The organism is Acinetobacter sp. 25-47-130 (assembly GCF_056779705.1).
On the sequence record NZ_JBWYII010000002.1, the window covers coordinates 119773 to 138618 of the forward strand.

The following is an 18846-nucleotide window of genomic DNA, read 5'->3' on the forward strand; positions in this document are numbered from 1 at the left end:
ATAATTACAAGGTTTTTTACATGCGCTTTATTTTGGGCTTAACAGGTGGTATTGGAAGTGGAAAAACTGCTGCAAGTCAGTGGTTTGAAACACAAGGTATTACTGTTGTTGATGCAGATATCGTAGCACGTGAAGTGGTTGAAATTGGAAAACCTGCACTACAAAAAATTAAAGATCATTTTGGGGATTGGGTGCTATTGGAAGATGGCGCACTCGACCGCAGAGCGTTAAGAGACCATATTTTTAAACATCCTGAAGCTAGAAAGATATTAGAAAATATTACGCATCCCGCAATTCGCCTATCGATTATTGAACAACTACAACGGGCGACCAGTCCTTATGCCATTTTAGTTTCCCCACTCTTGTTTGAAACCAATCAACACCAACTTACTCAACGTACTTTACTGATCGATGCATCAACAGAATTACAAATCTTGCGTGCTTCGCAACGTGATCATCAAGACATTGAGCAAATTAAAAAGATAATGAGTGCGCAAATGTCTCGTGAAGAAAAATTAAAACGTGCAGACGATGTTGTTATAAATGATGGTGAACTTGATCATCTCTATCAACAACTCGCAGTAAAACACCAATATTATCTTGGTCTTGCACAACAAGCTTAGATTTAAAAAAAGCAGTCTAAGAAGACTGCTTTTTTTGTTGCTCAAGTTTTTGGCTTAGTGCATCTTGGCGACCCAGCCATTGCCATGGTTGTAATGCGCCTATCGCCATACCCAACAACCCAAATAACATCGCAATACTTAAAGGTTCATTTAACAAAGGCACTGCCAAAATTGCAGCTAAAAAAGGTGCTAAATTGGTAATGCTCCCTGCTTTAAAAGCCCCGAGTCTTTTAATCGCTTCCACATAAGTTAAAGTTGCAATAATGACCACAAATATGCCATGAAATATTGTTTGAAACATTAAATGCTGAGGCTCAGGAGTACTAAGATCTTTGGGTAAAAATAACACGTAAATGGGTACATAAATCACGGCTGACCAGATGGCAACCCCACACATCGCCTGCCATGCACTCAGTTGGAATTTACGCAGTAATACGGTAAATATTGCCCAAAAAATGGCGCTCAAGAAGAATAATCCATCACCAGCACCAAAAGGAATGCCAGATTCACGATACATCAGGAGACTCATAATACCGAGCACGGTGATCATAATGATCAAACTTGCCCATGTATGACGATCAAAAGCCTGCTTCATCAATATAAAAGCCACGATGGCAGTACAAATAGGAATACAACCATTGAGAAAAATTGCAGCATGCGCAGTCGGTGCATAGTGAAATGCGCTATAAGCCAACAAACAATAGATCACACCACCAATCATTGCCAAGATAAATGGTTCTTTTTTAAGTAAAAAAGAGGCTTCTCTACGATAAAGTAAAATCGGCATTAAGATCAAAAAAGCCAGTGAAAAACGCAGTGCCACAATGTCCCACGTATTGATATGCCATAGCGCATTTAATCGTGCAGTGAGGGTAAATCCCCCCCAGATGCACATGGTAGTAATAAGAAAAAAATAGCCTTGGGCTCGATCTGAAAGTGCCATCTCTAATTAGGCTTGACGTTGTCTACACGCTTCGTAAAGTGCCATGCCTGTCGCCACACTCACATTCAAACTTTGTAAATTGCCACTCATTGGAATATAAACTTTGTGATCGCATTGCGCCTGAGTAATCGGTCTTAAACCAGTATCTTCAGCACCCATAATCACTGCGACAGGACCAGTCAAATCACATTCGTGAATAGGTAGAGCATGCTCATCTAACATCGTGCCAATCACTCGAACATTAAAATCATCTTTGATTTTAGCTAAAGTACGAGCCAAATTCGTCACTTGGATAAATTTAACTTTCTCTGCACCACCAGCAGCAACCTTACGAGCCGTTGGTGTTAAGCTCGCAGAACGATCACGAGGAACAACAACCGCGTGTACGCCCATGGCTGCCGCAGTTCGAATACACGCACCCAAATTATGCGGGTCCGTCACTTGGTCAAGCGCCAGTAAAAAAACATTGTCTGTACTTTTGATTAATTGCTCAAGATCATTTTCATTCAGCGTTGGATGAGGACGAACTGCAGCAACGACACCTTGATGAAAAGGTTGTCCAGCCAGTTTTTCAAGGCTGTCTCGGCTCGCTTTTTGAATACTAATTCCGAAAGGTTCAGCCAACTCAAAAATACGTTTTAAACGTTGATCTTCACGACCTTTTAGTGCAAATAGAGTCAAAACGCGTTCAGGTTCTAACTCCAACAATGACTCCACAGAATGAACGCCATAATAATATTCGGGTTTAGCCATGAACGACCTCAACTCACTAAGACAATACAATAATATAGAAAAGAAAAATCCCGCAAAGCCAACTTTACAGGATTTTATATAGCGAATAGTTTAACCGATTTGACCATTGAATGTTGGTCAAATTTTTTTGGGTAATTAACCTTCGAAATGACAAACGTAGTCTAATACGTCATCTGTTTCGATTTTGAAACGGCTCTCACCAGGCACGTAAAACGACTGCCCTGCACGGAAAAGCTCATGTTCTTCATTGTCTGCAATTGTGACACGACATTCACCAGAAATAATTTCCATACGCTCTGGTACATGTGTTTCAAAAGTAAGCGGTTGTTCCGTCGGTAGAATAACCCCAAGTGTTTTTTTCGTACCGTCTTCAAATTGAACAGTGTGGCTAATACACGTCCCGCCAAAATAAACATTTGATTTTTTTACAACAGATACATGATCAAATTGTGATGACATGCGTATTCTCCAAATAATGCGCATTTTATAAATTTTAATTGCCGTAGTTTAATTGCGCTCGAGCAACTAATCAATCAGTGTTTTGCAATGGTTTTTATAAGCAACTTTTGTTCCCTATTGATGAAATTTAAAGATTTTTTTGATTTCTTCTATATATCTTTGTACACAGGTAAAAGAATATATTCAGTCACTAGTAATCAACCTAATTTCAGTTAAAATGCAAATTAAAAGTTCTCATATTCAAATATCGTGACTTGAGACTAAAACAAAATTTCTCTATCTTAGAATCCACACTTTCGCAGCTCGGATGCGTTTATGCTGACACACCTTAATCTGATCAACTTTGCTTTAGCCGATAACTTAGCCATTGATATTGATCAAGGTTTCAATGTTCTTACGGGTGAAACTGGTGCAGGTAAATCTTTATTACTCGATGCATTATCAGCGTGTTTAGGCGAGCGTACTGATACGAATTACGTTCGTTATGGTTCAGATAAGGCTGATGTTACAGCCGTATTTAGTTATCAAGATCAAAGTCCTGAAGCTGAATGGTTAAGCACTCATGAGCTGGCAGATGAATCGGGTGAAATTCACCTAAGACGGGTAATCTTTGCTACAGGTCGTAGTAAAGCTTGGATCAATGGACGTCCAAGTAGTCTGTCAGAATTAAAGGAAATTGGCAGACTCTTAGTCCAACTTTACAGCCAACATAGTCAGCAACAATTGTTAGAACCGCCCTATCCAAAACATTGGTTAGATCGTTACAGCAACTTTGGTCAACATACGCTTGCTGTCAAAGACAGTTATAACGCATGGCAAAAAAATATCCGACAGCATCAAGTTGCGCTTGATGCACAGACCACCCGCCTTCAACGCATTGAGACACTTAATCTTCAATTAGAAGAATTAGAAGAAGTGGTTCGACTTGACTATAAAGAAATTGAACAAGAGTTCGATCGCTTAAGTCATCATGAACACATCATGCAAGATTGTAGTTATGCAATCAACGTTTTAGATGAGTCTGATCAAAATATCACTCAGGAAATTTCAAGTATTATTCGCAAGCTTGAATCTCATGCAGGTCGTAGTGATTTACTCTCTGAAATTTATAACTCATTATTAAATGCGCAAAGTGAACTCGATGATGCCAGTGCGAATTTAAAACAATTCATTGACCGTCAGAGTTTTGATCCTGAACGAATGGAAGAATTAAACACACAACTGGAAATATTCCATCGTTTAGCGCGCAAATATCGAGTACAGCCCGAAGATTTAAAATCAGAATACGAACATTGGCAGGCAGAGCTAGAACAATTACATCAGCTTGAAGATCCAGAGACTTTGGCTGAACAAGTTGAAATTTCACATCAACAGTTTATAGAGAAAGCTCAATATCTAGATGATATTCGTCGTAAAGCAGCAGAGCCCTTAGCCAAACTCTTGACAGAACAAGTCAAACAACTGGCTTTACCAGAAGCTCATTTTGAATTCCGTTTCGATCCTCTGGAGCAGCCTTCATCTGAAGGGTTTAGTTTTATTCAATTATTGTTCACAGCAAACAAAGGGATTCCACCTCAACCGCTTGCGAAGGTTGCCTCTGGTGGTGAATTGTCACGTATTGCATTGGTCATGCAAGTCATGAATGCAGAAAAAACCGAAGCTGAAGTACTCGTTTTTGATGAAATTGATGTGGGTATCAGTGGTGGAACAGCTGAGATTGTCGGTCGCTTATTGGCTGGATTAGGTCAACATGTTCAAATTCTATGTATTACACATCAAGCCCAAGTTGCAGCGCAATCGGACCAACATTTGTTAGTGAAAAAACTGCAAACAGACCCTGCTAGCAGCACTATCGTTGAGCTTGATGAAGATCAACGGATATTAGAGCTTGCTCGTATGACTGGTGGTGTCGAAATTAGCGAGACCACCCTTCAACATGCAAAACAATTAAGACAATTAAAGTTTCAGACCAGCACATCTTGATTATTTTAAAAGGATTGTTGAAAACCCATAAGTCTAGTATGTTGAAGTAAAGTGATACTCAAACATAGGAGAAGCCATTAGGTGAGTAAACAATTTCTAACGCACCGTTGCCTGATTGCCCCACCTGATTTAGCAGATGATTTCTTCGCAAATAGTGTGGTCTATATCGCGCGTCATGATCATGAAGGTGCGCAGGGAATTATGATCAATCGTCCAGCTGGGATTCAGGTTAAAGAACTCTTAACAGATCTTGATATCGTGGCAGATCATGTCCACCCACATGATGTCTTACAAGGTGGTCCTTTACGACCAGAAGCAGGTTTTGTACTTCATACGGGTCAACCTACTTGGCATGCGTCCATCGCTGTAGGTGAAAATCTCTGTTTAACAACCTCAAAGGATATTCTTGATGCAATCGCACACAATGAAGGTGTTGGTCGCTATCAAATTGCTTTAGGCTATGCCAGTTGGAGTAAAAACCAGTTGGAGCAAGAAATCGCTCGAGGTGACTGGCTCATTTGTGACTCTGATATGGATTTGATTTTTAACTTACCCTATGACGATCGCTGGGACGCTGCCTATAGAAAAATGGGGGTCGATCGTACATGGCTTTCATCTGAGATTGGACATGCCTGATTCAACTACCGCTCAACTCATTATGGCCTTTGACTTTGGCACACAAAAAACAGGAATGGCTGTAGGATCGTCCATTATTGAAAGTGCTACGCCACTTTCACTTTTACCGATGAAAGATGGCATTCCCAATTGGGATGATCTACTCAAAATTGTAAAACAGCATTCTCCAAATCTGTTTTTAGTCGGGCTACCACTGAATATGGATGATAGCGAATCGGAACTATCAACACGAGCACGTAAATTTGCCCGTCGTTTAAGACACCAAACCAATATAGAAACATGGATGGTGGATGAGCGATTAACAACTCGCGAAGCGCGTGATGAACTCGATCATTATCAGGCGCAAGGGCGTGGAAAAAAGTTGTCCGCAGACAGCTTGGCAGCCGCTCTATTTATTGAAAGTTGGTATCGTAATCCTCAAGGTATTCAACCTTAATAGAATACTTGCCATTTAATCTAGGATAAAAATAGCGAAAGGTTAAATTGATTCTAGGCTCTAATACTTTGGTTGATTTCGCTAAAGTGTGTTTCCAAAAACGCTGTGTTTGACCTTTCATTACAATCAACTGTCCTGATTGTAGATACATTTCCGCAGTATGAGTTTTATCACGATGTTTAAATCTAAATTTTCGTGTTGCACCGAGACTCAGTGAGGCAATGACGGTCTCGCCATGTTCAGGATCTCTTAATGCAGCTTCATCATCACTATGCCATCCTACACCTTGAGTTCCATCTTCATACAAATTGGCCAAACAAGAATTAAATTGAACTCCTGTTATAAGTTCAATTTTTTGCTTGAGTACTAATAATTTCAAATCCCAAATCTGTGCTTGTTTATCCATTCCTGAATAGTGATATTGATAGTTTTGGTCACCATACCATACGACTTTACGACCCGTCTTAAAATATTGGCCGTATAAAATCACTTCATCCTGTTTCCAAGCCAAAGCTTCTGAAAAATAATCGAAATAATCCTGTGATTCAGCATGAGTAAGTATAAGGCCGTAATCTTCTACAATCCCATCACAAGGTAGGAGATTTGAATTGGGTTCGGGTGCAAACAGCTCGAAGTTCATAACCAATTTGCCATGAAAATATAACCGTATATTAGCTGAATATTTCAACTGACAAATTGAAACATTGTGAACGCTTGTGACACTGGACAATCAAGCTTAGACTGGCATAAATCTAGACAATAAAAACAATCGCTTATGAATTTATGGCAACTTTTTCTAAAACTTAAACCTTTCGTTCGACCTTATCGCTTTTTAGTGATTGCCACTCTCTTTCTTACGCTCATCGGCTCTTTCACAGCTCAAGTGAATGCACTCACTTTGCAGTATGCAGTTGATGAAATTAATGCGCTGGTTGAGAATGGTTTTGGCTTAGCTGAAGGCTGGAATATCCTGATTACCATTACAGCGATATTATTGGGTAAAGAAGTAATTAATGCTTTTGTCCAATTCGGACAAAAGTTTTATGGTGAAAAACTTAGAATTTTTATTTCACAAGATCTAGCACAAGGCATCATTGAAAAATTTCTGACCTATAGATTAGCTTTTTTCAACGAAGAGAATAATCAGGCGGGCAAATTACAAACACGAATCGATCGTGGTATTGGCTCTCTGACTCGTCTAGTTCAAATATTCTTTATCGACATTTTGCCGTTATTTACCAGTGCAATCGTGGCTTTAGGATTAATGTACTACGCCAACTTTTATGTTGGCTTAGTGGCGACCACTATCGTTCCAATCTACTTCTGGTTAACTTATAAACAAGCACAAAAACTCGGAGGCTGGCGTCGAAATTTACGTGATGGTCGAGAAAAGAAAAGCCAAGGTATCCTCGGAATTATTAATTCAATTACGGTTATCAAATCTTTCAACCGCGAGTCAATAGAATCGACCAAACAACTCAAACTACAAAAAGAACTCACAGATAATCAAATGCAAACCCGTCAGGTCAGCTTTTTATTTGATGGGTTAAAAACCTTTATTGAACAAATAGGTATTGTTTTAATCATCATCCTAACTGCGTATTTTGTGCTTGATGGTCAGATGAGCATCGGTATGATCATGTTTCATGTGCTCTTGTTCAACAATGTATCCGCGCCAATTCGCTCCTTACATCGTATATATGATGAAGTGAATGATGCCATGATCTATTCAGAAAGCTTCTTTAAAATTTTAGAAGCAGATGATCAAATTGAACCTACAGGTCAACTCAAACCGCAAATTCAAGGAAAATTTACGCTGAAAAATGTTGAATTCTTTTATCCAAACGGTCATCACGCACTAAAGAATATCAATATGGAGATTCGACCCAATAAAATTACTGCATTAGTTGGCTTATCAGGTGCGGGAAAATCAACCTTAATCAGTCTTTTAGATAAATTTTATGAACCTAATCAGGGGTGTATCGAACTCGATGGCATCGATCTCAATCAAATTGATACACAATATTTGAGAGATCATATTGGATTAGTCCTACAAAAAAATCATATTTTCCAAGGGACTATTCTTGAAAATATTCGCTATGGTAAAACAGATGCTACTGAAGAAGACGTGATCATTGCTGCTAAAAAAGCCTCCATTCATGAGCAAATTTTACAACTTCCAGATGGCTATCATTCCGATGCATTGCAACTCTCTGGAGGACAACAACAGCGTATTGCGATTGCTCGTATGTTCTTGAAAAATCCACCGATTATCTTTTTAGATGAACCGACAGCGAGTTTGGATGCCATTGCTTCGGAACAAATTAAACAAAGCCTTGATGAGATTAAACAAGGACGTACTGTCATTATTATCTCGCACAGCCTGTCGCAAATTATTGATGCGGATTACACCTATGTCATGAAAGAAGGCGAAATTGCCGAGCATGGAGAACATGATGCTCTTTACCATCAAGACGGTGTATATAAACAAATTTTTGATGCGATGGCTAAAAGTTTGAATATCGAAAAAATTGCAAAAACTTTTGAAGACGATGGGGATGAGGAAACCCATAGTTAAAGTTTAATCTAGGTAACCTTGGCATTGAAGCAGTTGAATCAACACACAGTCATCTGCTTCATAGAGCTGACTTAACTTCGTGTAAGGATCACCATCGAGCGCTAATATTTGTGCAAATGCAGGTTCAGTTTTTATATCTTTTTGCTTAAGGCGAATGATTTCCTGTTTAAATTGGTCATTTGCCAAATCTAATAATCTATGTTCAACGTAGAAGTGCTGGAATCCCGCCTGCTGATGAATTGGTGTTGTAGAACAAAATATCTCAATTGACCAAGCACAATATTCGAATCGGCAAATCCAAGTATCACGTTCAAAATAACTTCGCTCAATGCACCATGCCTTATAGGTTTGAAATAATTTTAGTGTTTCAATCAAATGATTCTCTTGCTCAATCGGATAACTACAAATGAGGTCGATATCACTTTGTGCTATTGCAATTCCTAAAGGTGGCGTACCGACCACTGTAACTTGATACCGCTTGAGTATTTCCAAAAGGTTTAAGTCATCAATGACTTTTTGAAAGTGTATTTTTTTCATTGTTATTTTTAATCTCTAAGATGATTCAACTTTAAAGCGGTTGAATCTCCCAATATGAATTACTTTAACCCTCAGCAGAAAAGCTTAAGCAATTAAGGTTATTTTTGATTTTCGATAACATCTAACGCATAAACAGTTTTAATATAATTTCGATACTGCGTTGAATAAGAGATTTCCAAACAACGCATAAGGTATGCTTTCTCTTTTGAATATTGATAGCTGCCTAACGCTTCTTTGAGCGCTTGATCAATATAATTTTGCACTTGTTTTGCCGCCTCATGGCTATGCTCACCGAGTTGAAAATATCCACCTCTCGCAATATTTGCTTCAGCTGCATAAATCTCAGAATGAGATAGACAATACGCGATCCCATCATTATGCAAATATTCTTGTGCCCGTGATAAATCATCCGCATAAATGCTTGAACTCAACAAGATACTTAAACCAATAGCAAATTTAATTCTCATTTTTAAATCACTTTCTCAAGACAATAAAAAAGCGCCTTTTGGCGCTTTAAATACATTAGGGTTGTTTTAGATATGGCCATGCCGCTCTTAAATAAATAAACATGGACCACAGTGTTAAAATTACAGCGGTATACAATAAACCATATGCTACTAATTCAAGTGGTTTCCAATTGAGTAAGAACACGGAAATAGCAATCATCTGAAAAGCTGTTTTATATTTGCCAACCGTTGATACAGCTACATTGGTACGTGCACCGAGCTCAGCCATCCACTCACGTAAAGCAGAAACGGTAATCTCGCGTGAAATAATCACAATCGCAGCAAAAGCCATCGAAATTGTAGGTTGCCATTGCACCAAAACAATCAATGCTGCTGCGACCATTAATTTATCCGCAACAGGATCTAAAAAACGTCCGAATGCAGAAGTCTGATTCAATGTTCTTGCTAAGTAACCATCAAACCAATCTGTGACAGCAGCAATCACAAAAATTGCAGTCAGAATGATATGACGCGTCATACCCCCTTCATGCCCACCCACACCAATCGCAGGAGGCCAATAGGCAATAATTAAAAAAACAGGTATTAACGCAATACGTGCTAGCGTCAAGATATTTGGTATATTCAGGATGCGACCTGTAGACATAGACACCGCCAGTTTGCCCCAATTACAGCTAAAATTTGCAATAAAAACTTGAGCTTTGATTCTTTAATCCGCTTACTTTAAACGATTCACTACCCGCTGTCGACTAGGCAAAAATCGCGACAGTCTGTCTACAAATTGCAACGAGACGGTCATTATGGTCCCAAATATGGGCATATTCAGTAGAATAACCATGCGCAGAATGATCTGTAAATACTTTATATTTAAACCAATCTCGTCGGTCAGCTAGAATAGGCTCTACCAGCGTCACATACCAAGAAATTGAACTGCCCGGTGCTGGTTTTTTTAATATAGGAAAAATTCCTGCAGGCCAAATATCTAACATTGCTATAAATTCAGGCATGCTCAGCGGACCTGCTTCAAATTTAGATTCTGCATATCGAAACCACCCGCCAAAATCTGGCTTTTCAGCAGCCGTACAAGGGTATTTCCCTTCAGCCCAAATCAGATCATAGTTCTGATAGCATTGCGGCATAAGAGGATGATAAGGCAACTTAACTAAACTTTCAGGTGAATCATACTGTGGTGCTGAGCGAGTTTGATCCATATTCACGACTGATTCACGGTCTGAACCAAAACTTGCCAGCAGAATTCCCTGTACAGCATCATCCTGCCAAATCCGAGCCTCAATATTAGTCACAGATTTACCTTGCCTTAAAATTTCCACTGTCACTTTGACTGGCTTTTCCTGAACAGGACCCACAAATACCACACTGGTGCTCAATAATCTTTTTTGAGGGTCATGAATCATTTGTGTTGCTTTGTGTAGCATCATCGCCGTGGTTAAACCACCAAAAATGGTACGACCTTGCAACCAACCCTCAGGGATCTCCACCCATTCTTGTTGATCAATTTCTTGAAATACCTGTCCAAATGACATGCGCAACCCTTTTATTTTAAATTTCTTATCGCGCTAGCATGCTGAATTTTCAGATTGAGGTAAATGATCAATGACTCGCAGGTCAATGATCATTTTGGCAAATTGATATGCATGATTACTCATGCAAGATTTTGTACACAGTCCGAGCGAGATTTGCACCAAAACCTGGGACTAAATTCAGATCCTTTTCAGAGGCTTTTAATACCCCTTGAATCCCACCAAAATGTGTTAATAAATCACGGCGGCGTTTTGGTCCTAGCCCTGGAATGGCTTCTAAAACTGACTGCCCACGACGTTTATCGCGCTTGGCACGATGTTTAGTAATGGCAAATCGATGCGCCTCATCACGAACCTGTTGAATTAAATGTAGCGCTTTATGGTCTTCAGGCAGTTGAATCTTTGTGCCATCAGTGAAATGTAAGGTTTCCAAACCAGGCTTACGTCCTTCCCCTTTTGAAACCCCCACCATGAATGCATCCAATCCAAGATCTTGCATGACCTGCATTGCCATATGTAATTGCCCTTTACCACCATCGATGAGAAGCAAATCTGGCAGCATCGCCTTCTTATACCGTCGTGTCAAAGCCTGACGCATGGCAGCATAATCATCACCGCCAGTGATATCTTCGATAGCAAACTGACGGTAATCGCGCTTGCGAGCCCCTCCACTATCAAAGACAACACAAGAAGCGATCGTTGCTTCGCCCATCGTATGGGATATATCAAAACATTCGATACGATCAATTGGACGTCCGACCACCTCTTCTAACTGATGAAAACGTTCATTCAATTCATAATGGTTAGCAAGTTGTCCTTTAATGGCATGCTGTACATTCATGGTCGCAAGCTCGAGCCATTCTGCACGGGTTTCTCGAACTTTTGATTTAATCAGAATTTTTTTGCCAAAATTTTGTTGTAGTGCCTCTTCTATGTCTTTCTTGTCTGGCAGCTCCACGTTGACGATTAATTCTGTTGGAATCTCATCGGCAACTTGGAAATAAAAGTTCGCGATAAAATCTGCCAGCATTTGTCCCAAATCATCGCCCAACATATCTGGGAAATAACTTTTTCCTCCCAACATCTTGCCATTACGCACATGCATAATCTGAACGCACGTTACCCCCGCTTGGTATGCGATCGCCAATATATCTGCTTCACCTTTGACTTTATAAATCGCTTGTTGCGTTTGGACATCACGCAATAATGCCATCCGATCACGATAAAAAACGGCTTTTTCAAATTCGAGAGCTTCTGCTGCCGCTTCCATTTTGGCAATTAATTCTTGATTAAGCTCACGTGTGTCCCCTTGTAAAAAACGAATAGAGTTATCAACATCATCTTTATAATCTTCAGGTGATACCATACCCACACATGGAGCTGAGCAACGTTTAATTTGATACTGCAAACACGGTCTTTTACGTTGCGCAAAATAACTATTTTCACATTGGCGGACATTGAATAATTTTTGTAAGACCACCAATGTATCACGTGCATTATAAGCACTTGGATAAGGTCCAAAAAATTTACCTGCTTGATGTTTCCCCTTACCACGACCTGCTGCAATACGTGGATAAGGCTTATCACTGGACACAAAAATATAGACGTAAGATTTATCATCTCGCAGCATGATGTTATACGGCGGTCGATGAAGCTTAATTAAGTTTTGTTCAAGAAGTAATGCTTCCGTTTCTGAGCGGACCACCATGGTTTCAATATCATGAATGCGGGCAACTAAAGCCTGTGTTTTGGGATGCTCAATGGTTTTAACAAAATAGCTAGAAACACGATTTTTTAAATTCTTCGCTTTTCCCACATACAACAACTCTCCATCTTTACCTAACATGCGATAGACACCAGGCAAAGTCGTAAGATTGGCTAAGATTTTTTCAATGTGTTCACGTGCGTTTTCGTTCACAAGCAGCCTTTAATGTAGAGTCAGTCATTCATGCAACAGCATGAGCTTATTGTGATGGTAACGCGCTCTATTTCAAGTGCATTTCGGTAGACGATTTTAAAACCTTGTTGATCCAACAGTTCAGAGCAATGATCGCAGATTTGATAATCAGCTGATTGTTAAAAAGTCTGAGTTGTTAAATTCAAGTTTGATATGCTTTTCAACTGATTCATTCATGGATGCGCCAACATGACTGCGACCGATCGTGCTTTTCACGCCATACAACCTGCACTCTCATCCCATAGTCCTTCAGAAAAAGATCGACTCATTGGAAAGTCTCGCTTTCATTTTGAACCAGCCAAAGTGATGCAGTTATTGCGTGATCGTATCATTGGGCAAAATCCAGCCTTAGATGAAATCGAAAAAATGCTTCACGTGGTCAAAGCTGACTTTTCAAGTCCTGAACGCCCCTTGTCCGTCACCTTAATGCTTGGACCAACAGGTGTTGGTAAAACAGAGACTGTTCGTTTGATTGCTGAAGCGATTTATGGTCGTCCTGATGCATTTTGTCGTATCGATATGAATACACTGGCTCAAGAACATTATGCAGCCGCTTTAACAGGCGCTCCGCCTGGATATGTCGGTTCAAAAGAAGGTCATAGTTTATTCGATGAAACTGCGATTAATGGCTCTCATACCCGTCCTGGCATTATGCTGTTTGATGAACTTGAAAAAGCCTCTCCCGAAGTGATTCGTGGCTTAATGAATGTGTTGGATACAGGTCGCCTAACCCTTACTGCTGGAACAAAAACGATTGACTTTCGTAATTGTATGATCTTTATGACCAGTAATGCAGGAGCACGCGCAGCACAACAATATTTAGATAAATTAAATGTTTTACCGCAAAAACTTCAGAATCTATGTTTAAAACGCTTACCCACGAAAGCCATTATTGAAAAAATACTGCATCGCAGTTTTGATCCCGAATTTCTGAATCGAATTGATCGTGTCCTTCATTATCAACCTGTTCAAGATGATGCACTCCCTAAATTGGTAGATATTGAACTGGAAAAACTCAATATTCGTTTGCAACATCAAAAACGTCAGGTTCATTTATCAGACCTTGCCAAAGCATATTTCTATCAGGGTCATGATATCCGCTTTGGGGCACGTCATTTAGCACGTAAAATAAGAACTGAACTAGAACCCATTATTGCGATCTACTTTCTAAAGCATCCAGATCAACTTCATCTCAAGCTGGATTGCAAAGACGGTCAGCTCACGATCATCAATTAATAAAAAAAGCCCATTATGGGCTTTTTTTAAACAAATCATCTTAAACCGGGAATCGTGACAAAGGATTCTGCTGCCGTTTTATTATAATACGTACACCCTTTTTCAATATTTGCCATTAACAACTGATAACGCTGTCTATTTTCTGCAACATCATCGTTCATTAACAATTTTTCATAGAGTTTATATTCATCATCAGTCGTACGCTTCAAAGTTTGATGATATTCAGCAGGATATAGTTTGCTTTCAAATTCAATGGCTGTTGAATCATCTAAACTAATCTTCATACTGGTGTCAAAAATACTGCTAAAATTCATACCCATCCAACGATCTTTAGCAAGTTGAAATTTAACTATTGGATTTTTTTCATTTAAAAGATCAAGATACAGCAAGTTATCTTCATAAAATTGGTTAAAACTCTCTTCCAATGGTTCACTGGTGTTTGGATAGAGTTGTAAATAATCTACTCGGTTTTGTTCTGCTTTCTTTCTATAACAATAGCTACCTGAAGAAAAATTTTTAAGACCATCTTTGGCGATAAACAATCTCACATTAGGGCTCAAATCATTTCGATCAATGTTGCGATAACCTGGTAAAACTGTATCAAAAACATTTTTACCCGATAGGTTTACACGCTCCATTTCGATATCCGTTTGGATGTCACCAATGATATTCATCGTCCAATGACTAGGACTATTCACACTAAGCGTATTTTGGGCTTGATCATAGGTTTGATAGATACGATTTCGCGTCACAATCACACTATTCAACGGTTTAAAACTATCCGTATAAGTAAATTGTCCATTTTGAAATTCAATATAATTTAAGCCGAATCGATCATTGGAATTATAGTAAATTGAATAGAGTTGATCACCGTTTCGAAATTGTGTACTCGGTGATGATTCATACGAATCTCCCGACCCACCGCCGCCACAGGCACTTAAAAAAAACGGTAAAACACTTAGTACTAATATTGTTTTTTTGAGATTCATTTGAATTTTCTTTTGTATATTTTACACACAAAAGAATAGCTTTTATTGAACAACTTCTCAATTTTAATTTACATCATTTTAAGTAAAATTAAAAAATGCGCCCTGAGGCGCATTTTGATCTAAATGGTCTTAAAACACATAAGGTCGAATAAAAATCAGGAAGAATATCCCTAACATCAAGAACCATTTTAAAAAGTAATATAACTGACGGTTCTTCGCTTTCAGTGCTTTTGCTTTCACACGCAAGCGATAAATATAACCAAATGCTTTGTTCAGACCACCCGTTTGATCCCCTGCTTCATTCGGTGAACTTGCCGCAGTCATTACATTTTTACCAAACCAATGATTAAACCGTTCCATCCAACGTGTCTTTAAAGGGCGCTCTACATCAGCAAAGAAAATAATACGATTTTGATCCGTCGTGTTTTCTGCATAATGAATGTAGGTTTCATCAAACACAACGCTTTCACCATCTCTCCATGAATATCGCTGACCATCTACATCAATAAAGCAACGATCATCATTTGGCGTCAACAACCCTAAATGATAGCGTAAAGATCCCGCATAAGGATCACGATGACGAACCAATCGACTATCAGGAGCAAGCTCAGTAAACATCGCCGCTTTAATGGTTGGCAATGTTTTAAGCAATGCTGTCGTTTTAGGGCACAGTTCTGCTGCTGAAGGATGTGCAGAGTCATACCATTTTAAATAAAAACGCTTCCAACCAGTTTTAAAAAATGAATTAAAGCCTAGGTCATCATATTTTTCAGAGGCTTTGATCCCACCCTGCTCATATAAAGCTTTGGCTTCATCACGAATCATTTCCCAATTTTCATCTAACACTTTTAAATCTTTAAAATGCTGTGTGTCGATATAAGGCTGGTTTGGCACCTTAGAGAACATATACATCAAAAAATTAATAGGTGCCAAAATGGTCGAATGATCAAAGAATTGACGATAGAACGAATGTCGTACTTTTCCACGACGTTGAATATACAGTGCCGATATGATGAATATCGCGAGAATAATCCACTTGATCATTGATTGACTCGGTTTATCTTTGGTTAGCGGGTTAAATGAAGAGATGCTGCACCTAAATTGGAAGTGAATTGTTCCAATTTAGATGTATAGATAATCACGTAAATTGTATAACGACTACCCCAAACAACGAAACATTGTGTTCTACAAATAGACTTTTGATGGCTTTATATTTCAGTTTATTGACTTTTATGACGAAATTTAAAGTGCAAAATAACTTGAAATTACCTACCTACCCCAGATATAAGTTGAAGTGTTTTTAAATAAAATGCCAATTGAAACAATCGCTTTATTGTAAGAAGAACAAACTCTACATGCGCATCTGCTGTTTTATAACGCATGCTGGTGCAATAAATAGATGACCATTGCGTCACGGCTTGATACAACTTGTTATGTTCTTTTTCGATATAGTTATCGTAAGATTAGCGAAGCTTTAATGTGCGCAGGAAATACGCACTTGCTTCACAACATCAACTTAGAAGTCCTCCAAAAAAAAGGAGATCAGGGCATGATCCACGCTGGCAATGCCATTACCGTCCAAATGCTTTCGGACGGAATTGCAGAATTCCGCTTTGACTTACAAGGTGAGTCGGTTAATAAATTCAACCGCGCAACAATTGACGACTTTAAAGCTGCAATTGCTGCTGTTCAATCAAACGCTGAGATTAAAGGTCTTATCGTTACATCTGGTAAATCTACATTTATCGTTGGTGCAGACATCACTGAGTTTGGTGAAAACTTTGCGCAAGGCGAACAAGTCATTGTAGATTGGGCGATGCCTATTCATGAAATTTTCAATTCATTCGAAGATTTAAATATTCCTAAAGTTGCTGCAATCAATGGTATGGCATTGGGCGGCGGTTTCGAAATGTGCTTGGTGTGTGACTATCGCGTGATGTCAGAATCAGCACAAGTTGGTCTTCCAGAAATTAAACTTGGGATCATTCCTGGTTTCGGTGGTACCGTTCGTCTAAGCCGTGTAATCGGTATCGATAACGCTGTTGAATGGATGGCAATGGCGAACCCGAAAAAAGCACCTGCTGCACTTAAAGATGGTGCGGTCGATGCGGTGGTTGCTGCTGATAAATTACAAGATGCTGCGATCTCTATCGTTAAACAAGCAATCGAAGGTCGTTTAGACTGGAAAGCGAAGCGTCAAGAAAAATTAGATCCAATTAAGTTGAATCCATTAGAACAAATGATGGCTTTCAACTCGTCTAAAGGTGTGGTGCTTGCGAAAGCTAATCCTGCACAATACCCTGCGCCAAAATTATTGCTTGATTCTATGCAAGCAGGTTCAAGCTTAGATCGTGCTGGTGCACTTCGCCAAGAAGCTGAACACTTTGCAAAAGCAGCGGTAACGCCACAAGCAGGCGCGTTGATTGGTCTATTCATCAACGACCAAGTTGTGAAGAAAACTTCGAAAAAATATGAACAAGGCGCTCACCCTGTAAATCAAGCTGCAGTACTTGGTGCAGGTATCATGGGTGGTGGTATTGCTTATCAAGCGGCAAGCAAAGGCACACCAATTATCATGAAAGATATTGGTAACCCACAACTTGCTTTAGGAATGAAAGAAGCAAACGGTCTTCTGACTAAACAAGTTGAACGTAAGAAAATCAAGCCTGCTCAAATGGGTGAAACGCTTGCACGTATCCGTCCGACATTAAGCTATGATGAGTTTAAAGAAGTCGATATCGTGATCGAAGCGGTAACTGAAAACCCGAAAGTGAAAGGCATCGTACTCAAAGAAACTGAATCTAAAGTACGTGAAAACACGATCATTGCATCAAACACTTCTACGATCTCAATCACGCGTTTGGCTGAAAACCTTGAACGTCCTGAGAACTTTGTAGGGATGCACTTCTTTAACCCAGTGCATATGATGCCTTTGGTTGAAGTCATTCGTGGTGAAAAAACTTCACCTGAAGCGATTGCAACGACTGTCGTCCTCGCTCAAAAAATGGGTAAAACTCCTATCGTTGTCAATGACTGCCCGGGCTTCCTTGTAAACCGCGTATTGTTCCCTTACTTTGGTGCGTTTGACCTTCTTCTTAAAGACGGCGCTGACTTCCAACAAGTCGACAAAGTGATGGAAAAATTTGGCTGGCCAATGGGTCCTGCATACTTAATGGACGTTGTCGGTATTGATACTGGCGTTCACGGTGCAGAAGTGATGGCTGAAGGTTTCCCTGACCGTATGAAGCCTGATTTCAAAGGTTCAATCCAAACAATGTATGAAGCACAACGTCTTGGTCAAAAGAACGATGTTGGTTTCTACAAATATGAATTGGACAAGAAAGGCAAGAAAGCAAAAACTGTTGATCCAACAGCGTATGACGTAATTGCTTCTGTCGTGACTGGTGAAAAACGTGAATTTGATCCTCAAGAGATCATTGACCGTATGATGATTGCTTTCTGTAACGAAACTGTTCGTTGCTTAGAAGACAACATCGTTGCAACACCAAACGAAGCAGATATGGCAATGATCATGGGTGTAGGCTTCCCTCCATTCCGTGGTGGTCCATGCCGTTACATCGATCAAACTGGTGTAGCTGAGTATGTTGCGCTTTGCGACAAGTATGCGCATTTAGGTAAGGCTTATGAAGCGCCACAAATGTTGCGTGACATGGCTGCTAACAATAAAAAATTCTACGGTTAAGGAGCAAC

At 39.5% G+C, this 18846-nt stretch carries 18 protein-coding genes; 7 read left to right on the forward strand and 11 right to left on the reverse strand.

Annotation, left to right across the window (positions count from 1 at the left end; translation table 11 throughout):
* Nucleotides 1–20 precede the first annotated feature (20 nt).
* The gene (gene coaE / locus AC1M83_RS04260) at nt 21–623 is read left to right on the forward strand and encodes a dephospho-CoA kinase (protein WP_481590103.1); all 603 of its coding nucleotides are present in this window, start codon (nt 21–23) and stop codon (nt 621–623) included.
* Nucleotides 624–639: 16 nt separating this feature from the next.
* Here the strand turns inward: coaE and AC1M83_RS04265 are convergent, their stop codons facing one another.
* The 3 genes from AC1M83_RS04265 to ppnP form a co-directional block, all read right to left on the reverse strand.
* Nucleotides 640–1566, reverse strand: coding sequence for a DMT family transporter (locus AC1M83_RS04265; protein ID WP_481590104.1), 927 nt, complete (start codon nt 1564–1566; stop codon nt 640–642).
* Between the two features lie 6 nt (nt 1567–1572).
* On the reverse strand, nt 1573–2319 hold the full coding sequence (rlmB, locus tag AC1M83_RS04270; RefSeq protein ID WP_035266007.1) for a 23S rRNA (guanosine(2251)-2'-O)-methyltransferase RlmB: 747 nt from the start codon (nt 2317–2319) through the stop codon (nt 1573–1575).
* Nucleotides 2320–2454: 135 nt separating this feature from the next.
* Nucleotides 2455–2778 (reverse strand): pyrimidine/purine nucleoside phosphorylase, encoded by a 324-nt coding sequence (ppnP, locus tag AC1M83_RS04275; RefSeq protein ID WP_092766653.1) that lies wholly within the window; start codon nt 2776–2778, stop codon nt 2455–2457.
* Between the two features lie 315 nt (nt 2779–3093).
* Here ppnP and recN point away from each other — a divergent pair, with 315 nt between their 5' ends.
* The 3 genes from recN to ruvX all read left to right on the forward strand — a co-directional run bounded on the left by recN (nt 3094) and on the right by ruvX (nt 5833).
* On the forward strand, nt 3094–4761 hold the full coding sequence (gene recN, locus AC1M83_RS04280; protein WP_481590105.1) for a DNA repair protein RecN: 1668 nt from the start codon (nt 3094–3096) through the stop codon (nt 4759–4761).
* An 81-nt stretch (nt 4762–4842) separates the two neighbouring features.
* Complete coding sequence (locus AC1M83_RS04285; RefSeq protein WP_035266003.1) at nt 4843–5397, forward strand: YqgE/AlgH family protein; 555 nt, start codon at nt 4843–4845, stop codon at nt 5395–5397.
* Nucleotides 5390–5833, forward strand: coding sequence for a Holliday junction resolvase RuvX (gene ruvX / locus AC1M83_RS04290; protein ID WP_035266001.1), 444 nt, complete (start codon nt 5390–5392; stop codon nt 5831–5833). The genes AC1M83_RS04285 and ruvX overlap by 8 nt, the downstream gene beginning before the upstream one ends.
* Here ruvX and AC1M83_RS04295 read toward each other — a convergent pair.
* Nucleotides 5790–6473, reverse strand: a complete 684-nt coding sequence (locus AC1M83_RS04295) for an alpha-ketoglutarate-dependent dioxygenase AlkB family protein (RefSeq protein WP_481590106.1) — start codon at nt 6471–6473, stop codon at nt 5790–5792. The genes ruvX and AC1M83_RS04295 overlap by 44 nt on opposite strands.
* Nucleotides 6474–6608: 135 nt before the next feature.
* Between AC1M83_RS04295 and AC1M83_RS04300 the strand changes: the two genes are divergently transcribed.
* Complete coding sequence (locus tag AC1M83_RS04300; protein ID WP_481588591.1) at nt 6609–8411, forward strand: ABC transporter ATP-binding protein; 1803 nt, start codon at nt 6609–6611, stop codon at nt 8409–8411.
* Between the two features lie 3 nt (nt 8412–8414).
* Here the strand turns inward: AC1M83_RS04300 and AC1M83_RS04305 are convergent, their stop codons facing one another.
* From AC1M83_RS04305 to uvrC, 5 genes are all read right to left on the reverse strand, one after another.
* The gene (locus tag AC1M83_RS04305; RefSeq protein ID WP_481590107.1) at nt 8415–8948 is read right to left on the reverse strand and encodes a DUF4269 domain-containing protein; all 534 of its coding nucleotides are present in this window, start codon (nt 8946–8948) and stop codon (nt 8415–8417) included.
* A 98-nt stretch (nt 8949–9046) separates the two neighbouring features.
* On the reverse strand, nt 9047–9415 hold the full coding sequence (locus AC1M83_RS04310) for a hypothetical protein (protein WP_481590108.1): 369 nt from the start codon (nt 9413–9415) through the stop codon (nt 9047–9049).
* Between the two features lie 55 nt (nt 9416–9470).
* Nucleotides 9471–10058, reverse strand: coding sequence for a CDP-diacylglycerol--glycerol-3-phosphate 3-phosphatidyltransferase (gene pgsA, locus AC1M83_RS04315; RefSeq protein ID WP_035265993.1), 588 nt, complete (start codon nt 10056–10058; stop codon nt 9471–9473).
* 103 nt (nt 10059–10161) lie between these two features.
* Nucleotides 10162–10956: a thioesterase family protein gene (locus tag AC1M83_RS04320; protein WP_481590109.1), complete on the reverse strand. Its 795-nt coding sequence runs from the start codon at nt 10954–10956 to the stop codon at nt 10162–10164.
* 115 nt (nt 10957–11071) lie between these two features.
* Nucleotides 11072–12871, reverse strand: coding sequence for an excinuclease ABC subunit UvrC (gene uvrC, locus AC1M83_RS04325; protein ID WP_481588588.1), 1800 nt, complete (start codon nt 12869–12871; stop codon nt 11072–11074).
* A gap of 228 nt (nt 12872–13099) precedes the next feature.
* Here uvrC and AC1M83_RS04330 point away from each other — a divergent pair, with 228 nt between their 5' ends.
* The gene (locus AC1M83_RS04330) at nt 13100–14146 is read left to right on the forward strand and encodes an AAA family ATPase (protein ID WP_180028651.1); all 1047 of its coding nucleotides are present in this window, start codon (nt 13100–13102) and stop codon (nt 14144–14146) included.
* Between the two features lie 35 nt (nt 14147–14181).
* On the opposite strand, the gene AC1M83_RS04335 is transcribed toward AC1M83_RS04330, so the two are convergent.
* Both AC1M83_RS04335 and lpxO read right to left on the reverse strand, forming a co-directional pair.
* A complete protein-coding gene (locus AC1M83_RS04335; protein WP_481590110.1) occupies nt 14182–15135 on the reverse strand; it encodes a hypothetical protein in 954 nt (317 codons plus the stop codon).
* 129 nt (nt 15136–15264) lie between these two features.
* A complete protein-coding gene (lpxO, locus tag AC1M83_RS04340) occupies nt 15265–16179 on the reverse strand; it encodes a lipid A hydroxylase LpxO (protein ID WP_035265982.1) in 915 nt (304 codons plus the stop codon).
* 505 nt (nt 16180–16684) lie between these two features.
* Between lpxO and fadB the strand changes: the two genes are divergently transcribed.
* Complete coding sequence (gene fadB / locus AC1M83_RS04345; RefSeq protein WP_481590111.1) at nt 16685–18838, forward strand: fatty acid oxidation complex subunit alpha FadB; 2154 nt, start codon at nt 16685–16687, stop codon at nt 18836–18838.
* Nucleotides 18839–18846 lie beyond the last annotated feature (8 nt).

What these genes read in the sequence shown, in the direction of transcription:
- AC1M83_RS04265 (WP_481590104.1), bottom strand. Translation starts at nt 1,566, where the DNA reads ATGGCACTTTCAGATCGAGCCCAAGGCTATTTTTTTCTTATTACTACC.
- AC1M83_RS04310 (WP_481590108.1), bottom strand. Translation starts at nt 9,415, where the DNA reads ATGAGAATTAAATTTGCTATTGGTTTAAGTATCTTGTTGAGTTCAAGC.
- ppnP (WP_092766653.1), bottom strand. Translation starts at nt 2,778, where the DNA reads ATGTCATCACAATTTGATCATGTATCTGTTGTAAAAAAATCAAATGTT.
- recN (WP_481590105.1), top strand. Translation starts at nt 3,094, where the DNA reads ATGCTGACACACCTTAATCTGATCAACTTTGCTTTAGCCGATAACTTA.
- AC1M83_RS04295 (WP_481590106.1), bottom strand. Translation starts at nt 6,473, where the DNA reads ATGAACTTCGAGCTGTTTGCACCCGAACCCAATTCAAATCTCCTACCT.
- AC1M83_RS04330 (WP_180028651.1), top strand. Translation starts at nt 13,100, where the DNA reads ATGACTGCGACCGATCGTGCTTTTCACGCCATACAACCTGCACTCTCA.
- AC1M83_RS04320 (WP_481590109.1), bottom strand. Translation starts at nt 10,956, where the DNA reads ATGTCATTTGGACAGGTATTTCAAGAAATTGATCAACAAGAATGGGTG.
- rlmB (WP_035266007.1), bottom strand. Translation starts at nt 2,319, where the DNA reads ATGGCTAAACCCGAATATTATTATGGCGTTCATTCTGTGGAGTCATTG.
- AC1M83_RS04335 (WP_481590110.1), bottom strand. Translation starts at nt 15,135, where the DNA reads ATGAATCTCAAAAAAACAATATTAGTACTAAGTGTTTTACCGTTTTTT.
- fadB (WP_481590111.1), top strand. Translation starts at nt 16,685, where the DNA reads ATGATCCACGCTGGCAATGCCATTACCGTCCAAATGCTTTCGGACGGA.
- coaE (WP_481590103.1), top strand. Translation starts at nt 21, where the DNA reads ATGCGCTTTATTTTGGGCTTAACAGGTGGTATTGGAAGTGGAAAAACT.
- lpxO (WP_035265982.1), bottom strand. Translation starts at nt 16,179, where the DNA reads ATGATCAAGTGGATTATTCTCGCGATATTCATCATATCGGCACTGTAT.
- pgsA (WP_035265993.1), bottom strand. Translation starts at nt 10,058, where the DNA reads ATGTCTACAGGTCGCATCCTGAATATACCAAATATCTTGACGCTAGCA.
- AC1M83_RS04300 (WP_481588591.1), top strand. Translation starts at nt 6,609, where the DNA reads ATGAATTTATGGCAACTTTTTCTAAAACTTAAACCTTTCGTTCGACCT.
- ruvX (WP_035266001.1), top strand. Translation starts at nt 5,390, where the DNA reads ATGCCTGATTCAACTACCGCTCAACTCATTATGGCCTTTGACTTTGGC.
- AC1M83_RS04305 (WP_481590107.1), bottom strand. Translation starts at nt 8,948, where the DNA reads ATGAAAAAAATACACTTTCAAAAAGTCATTGATGACTTAAACCTTTTG.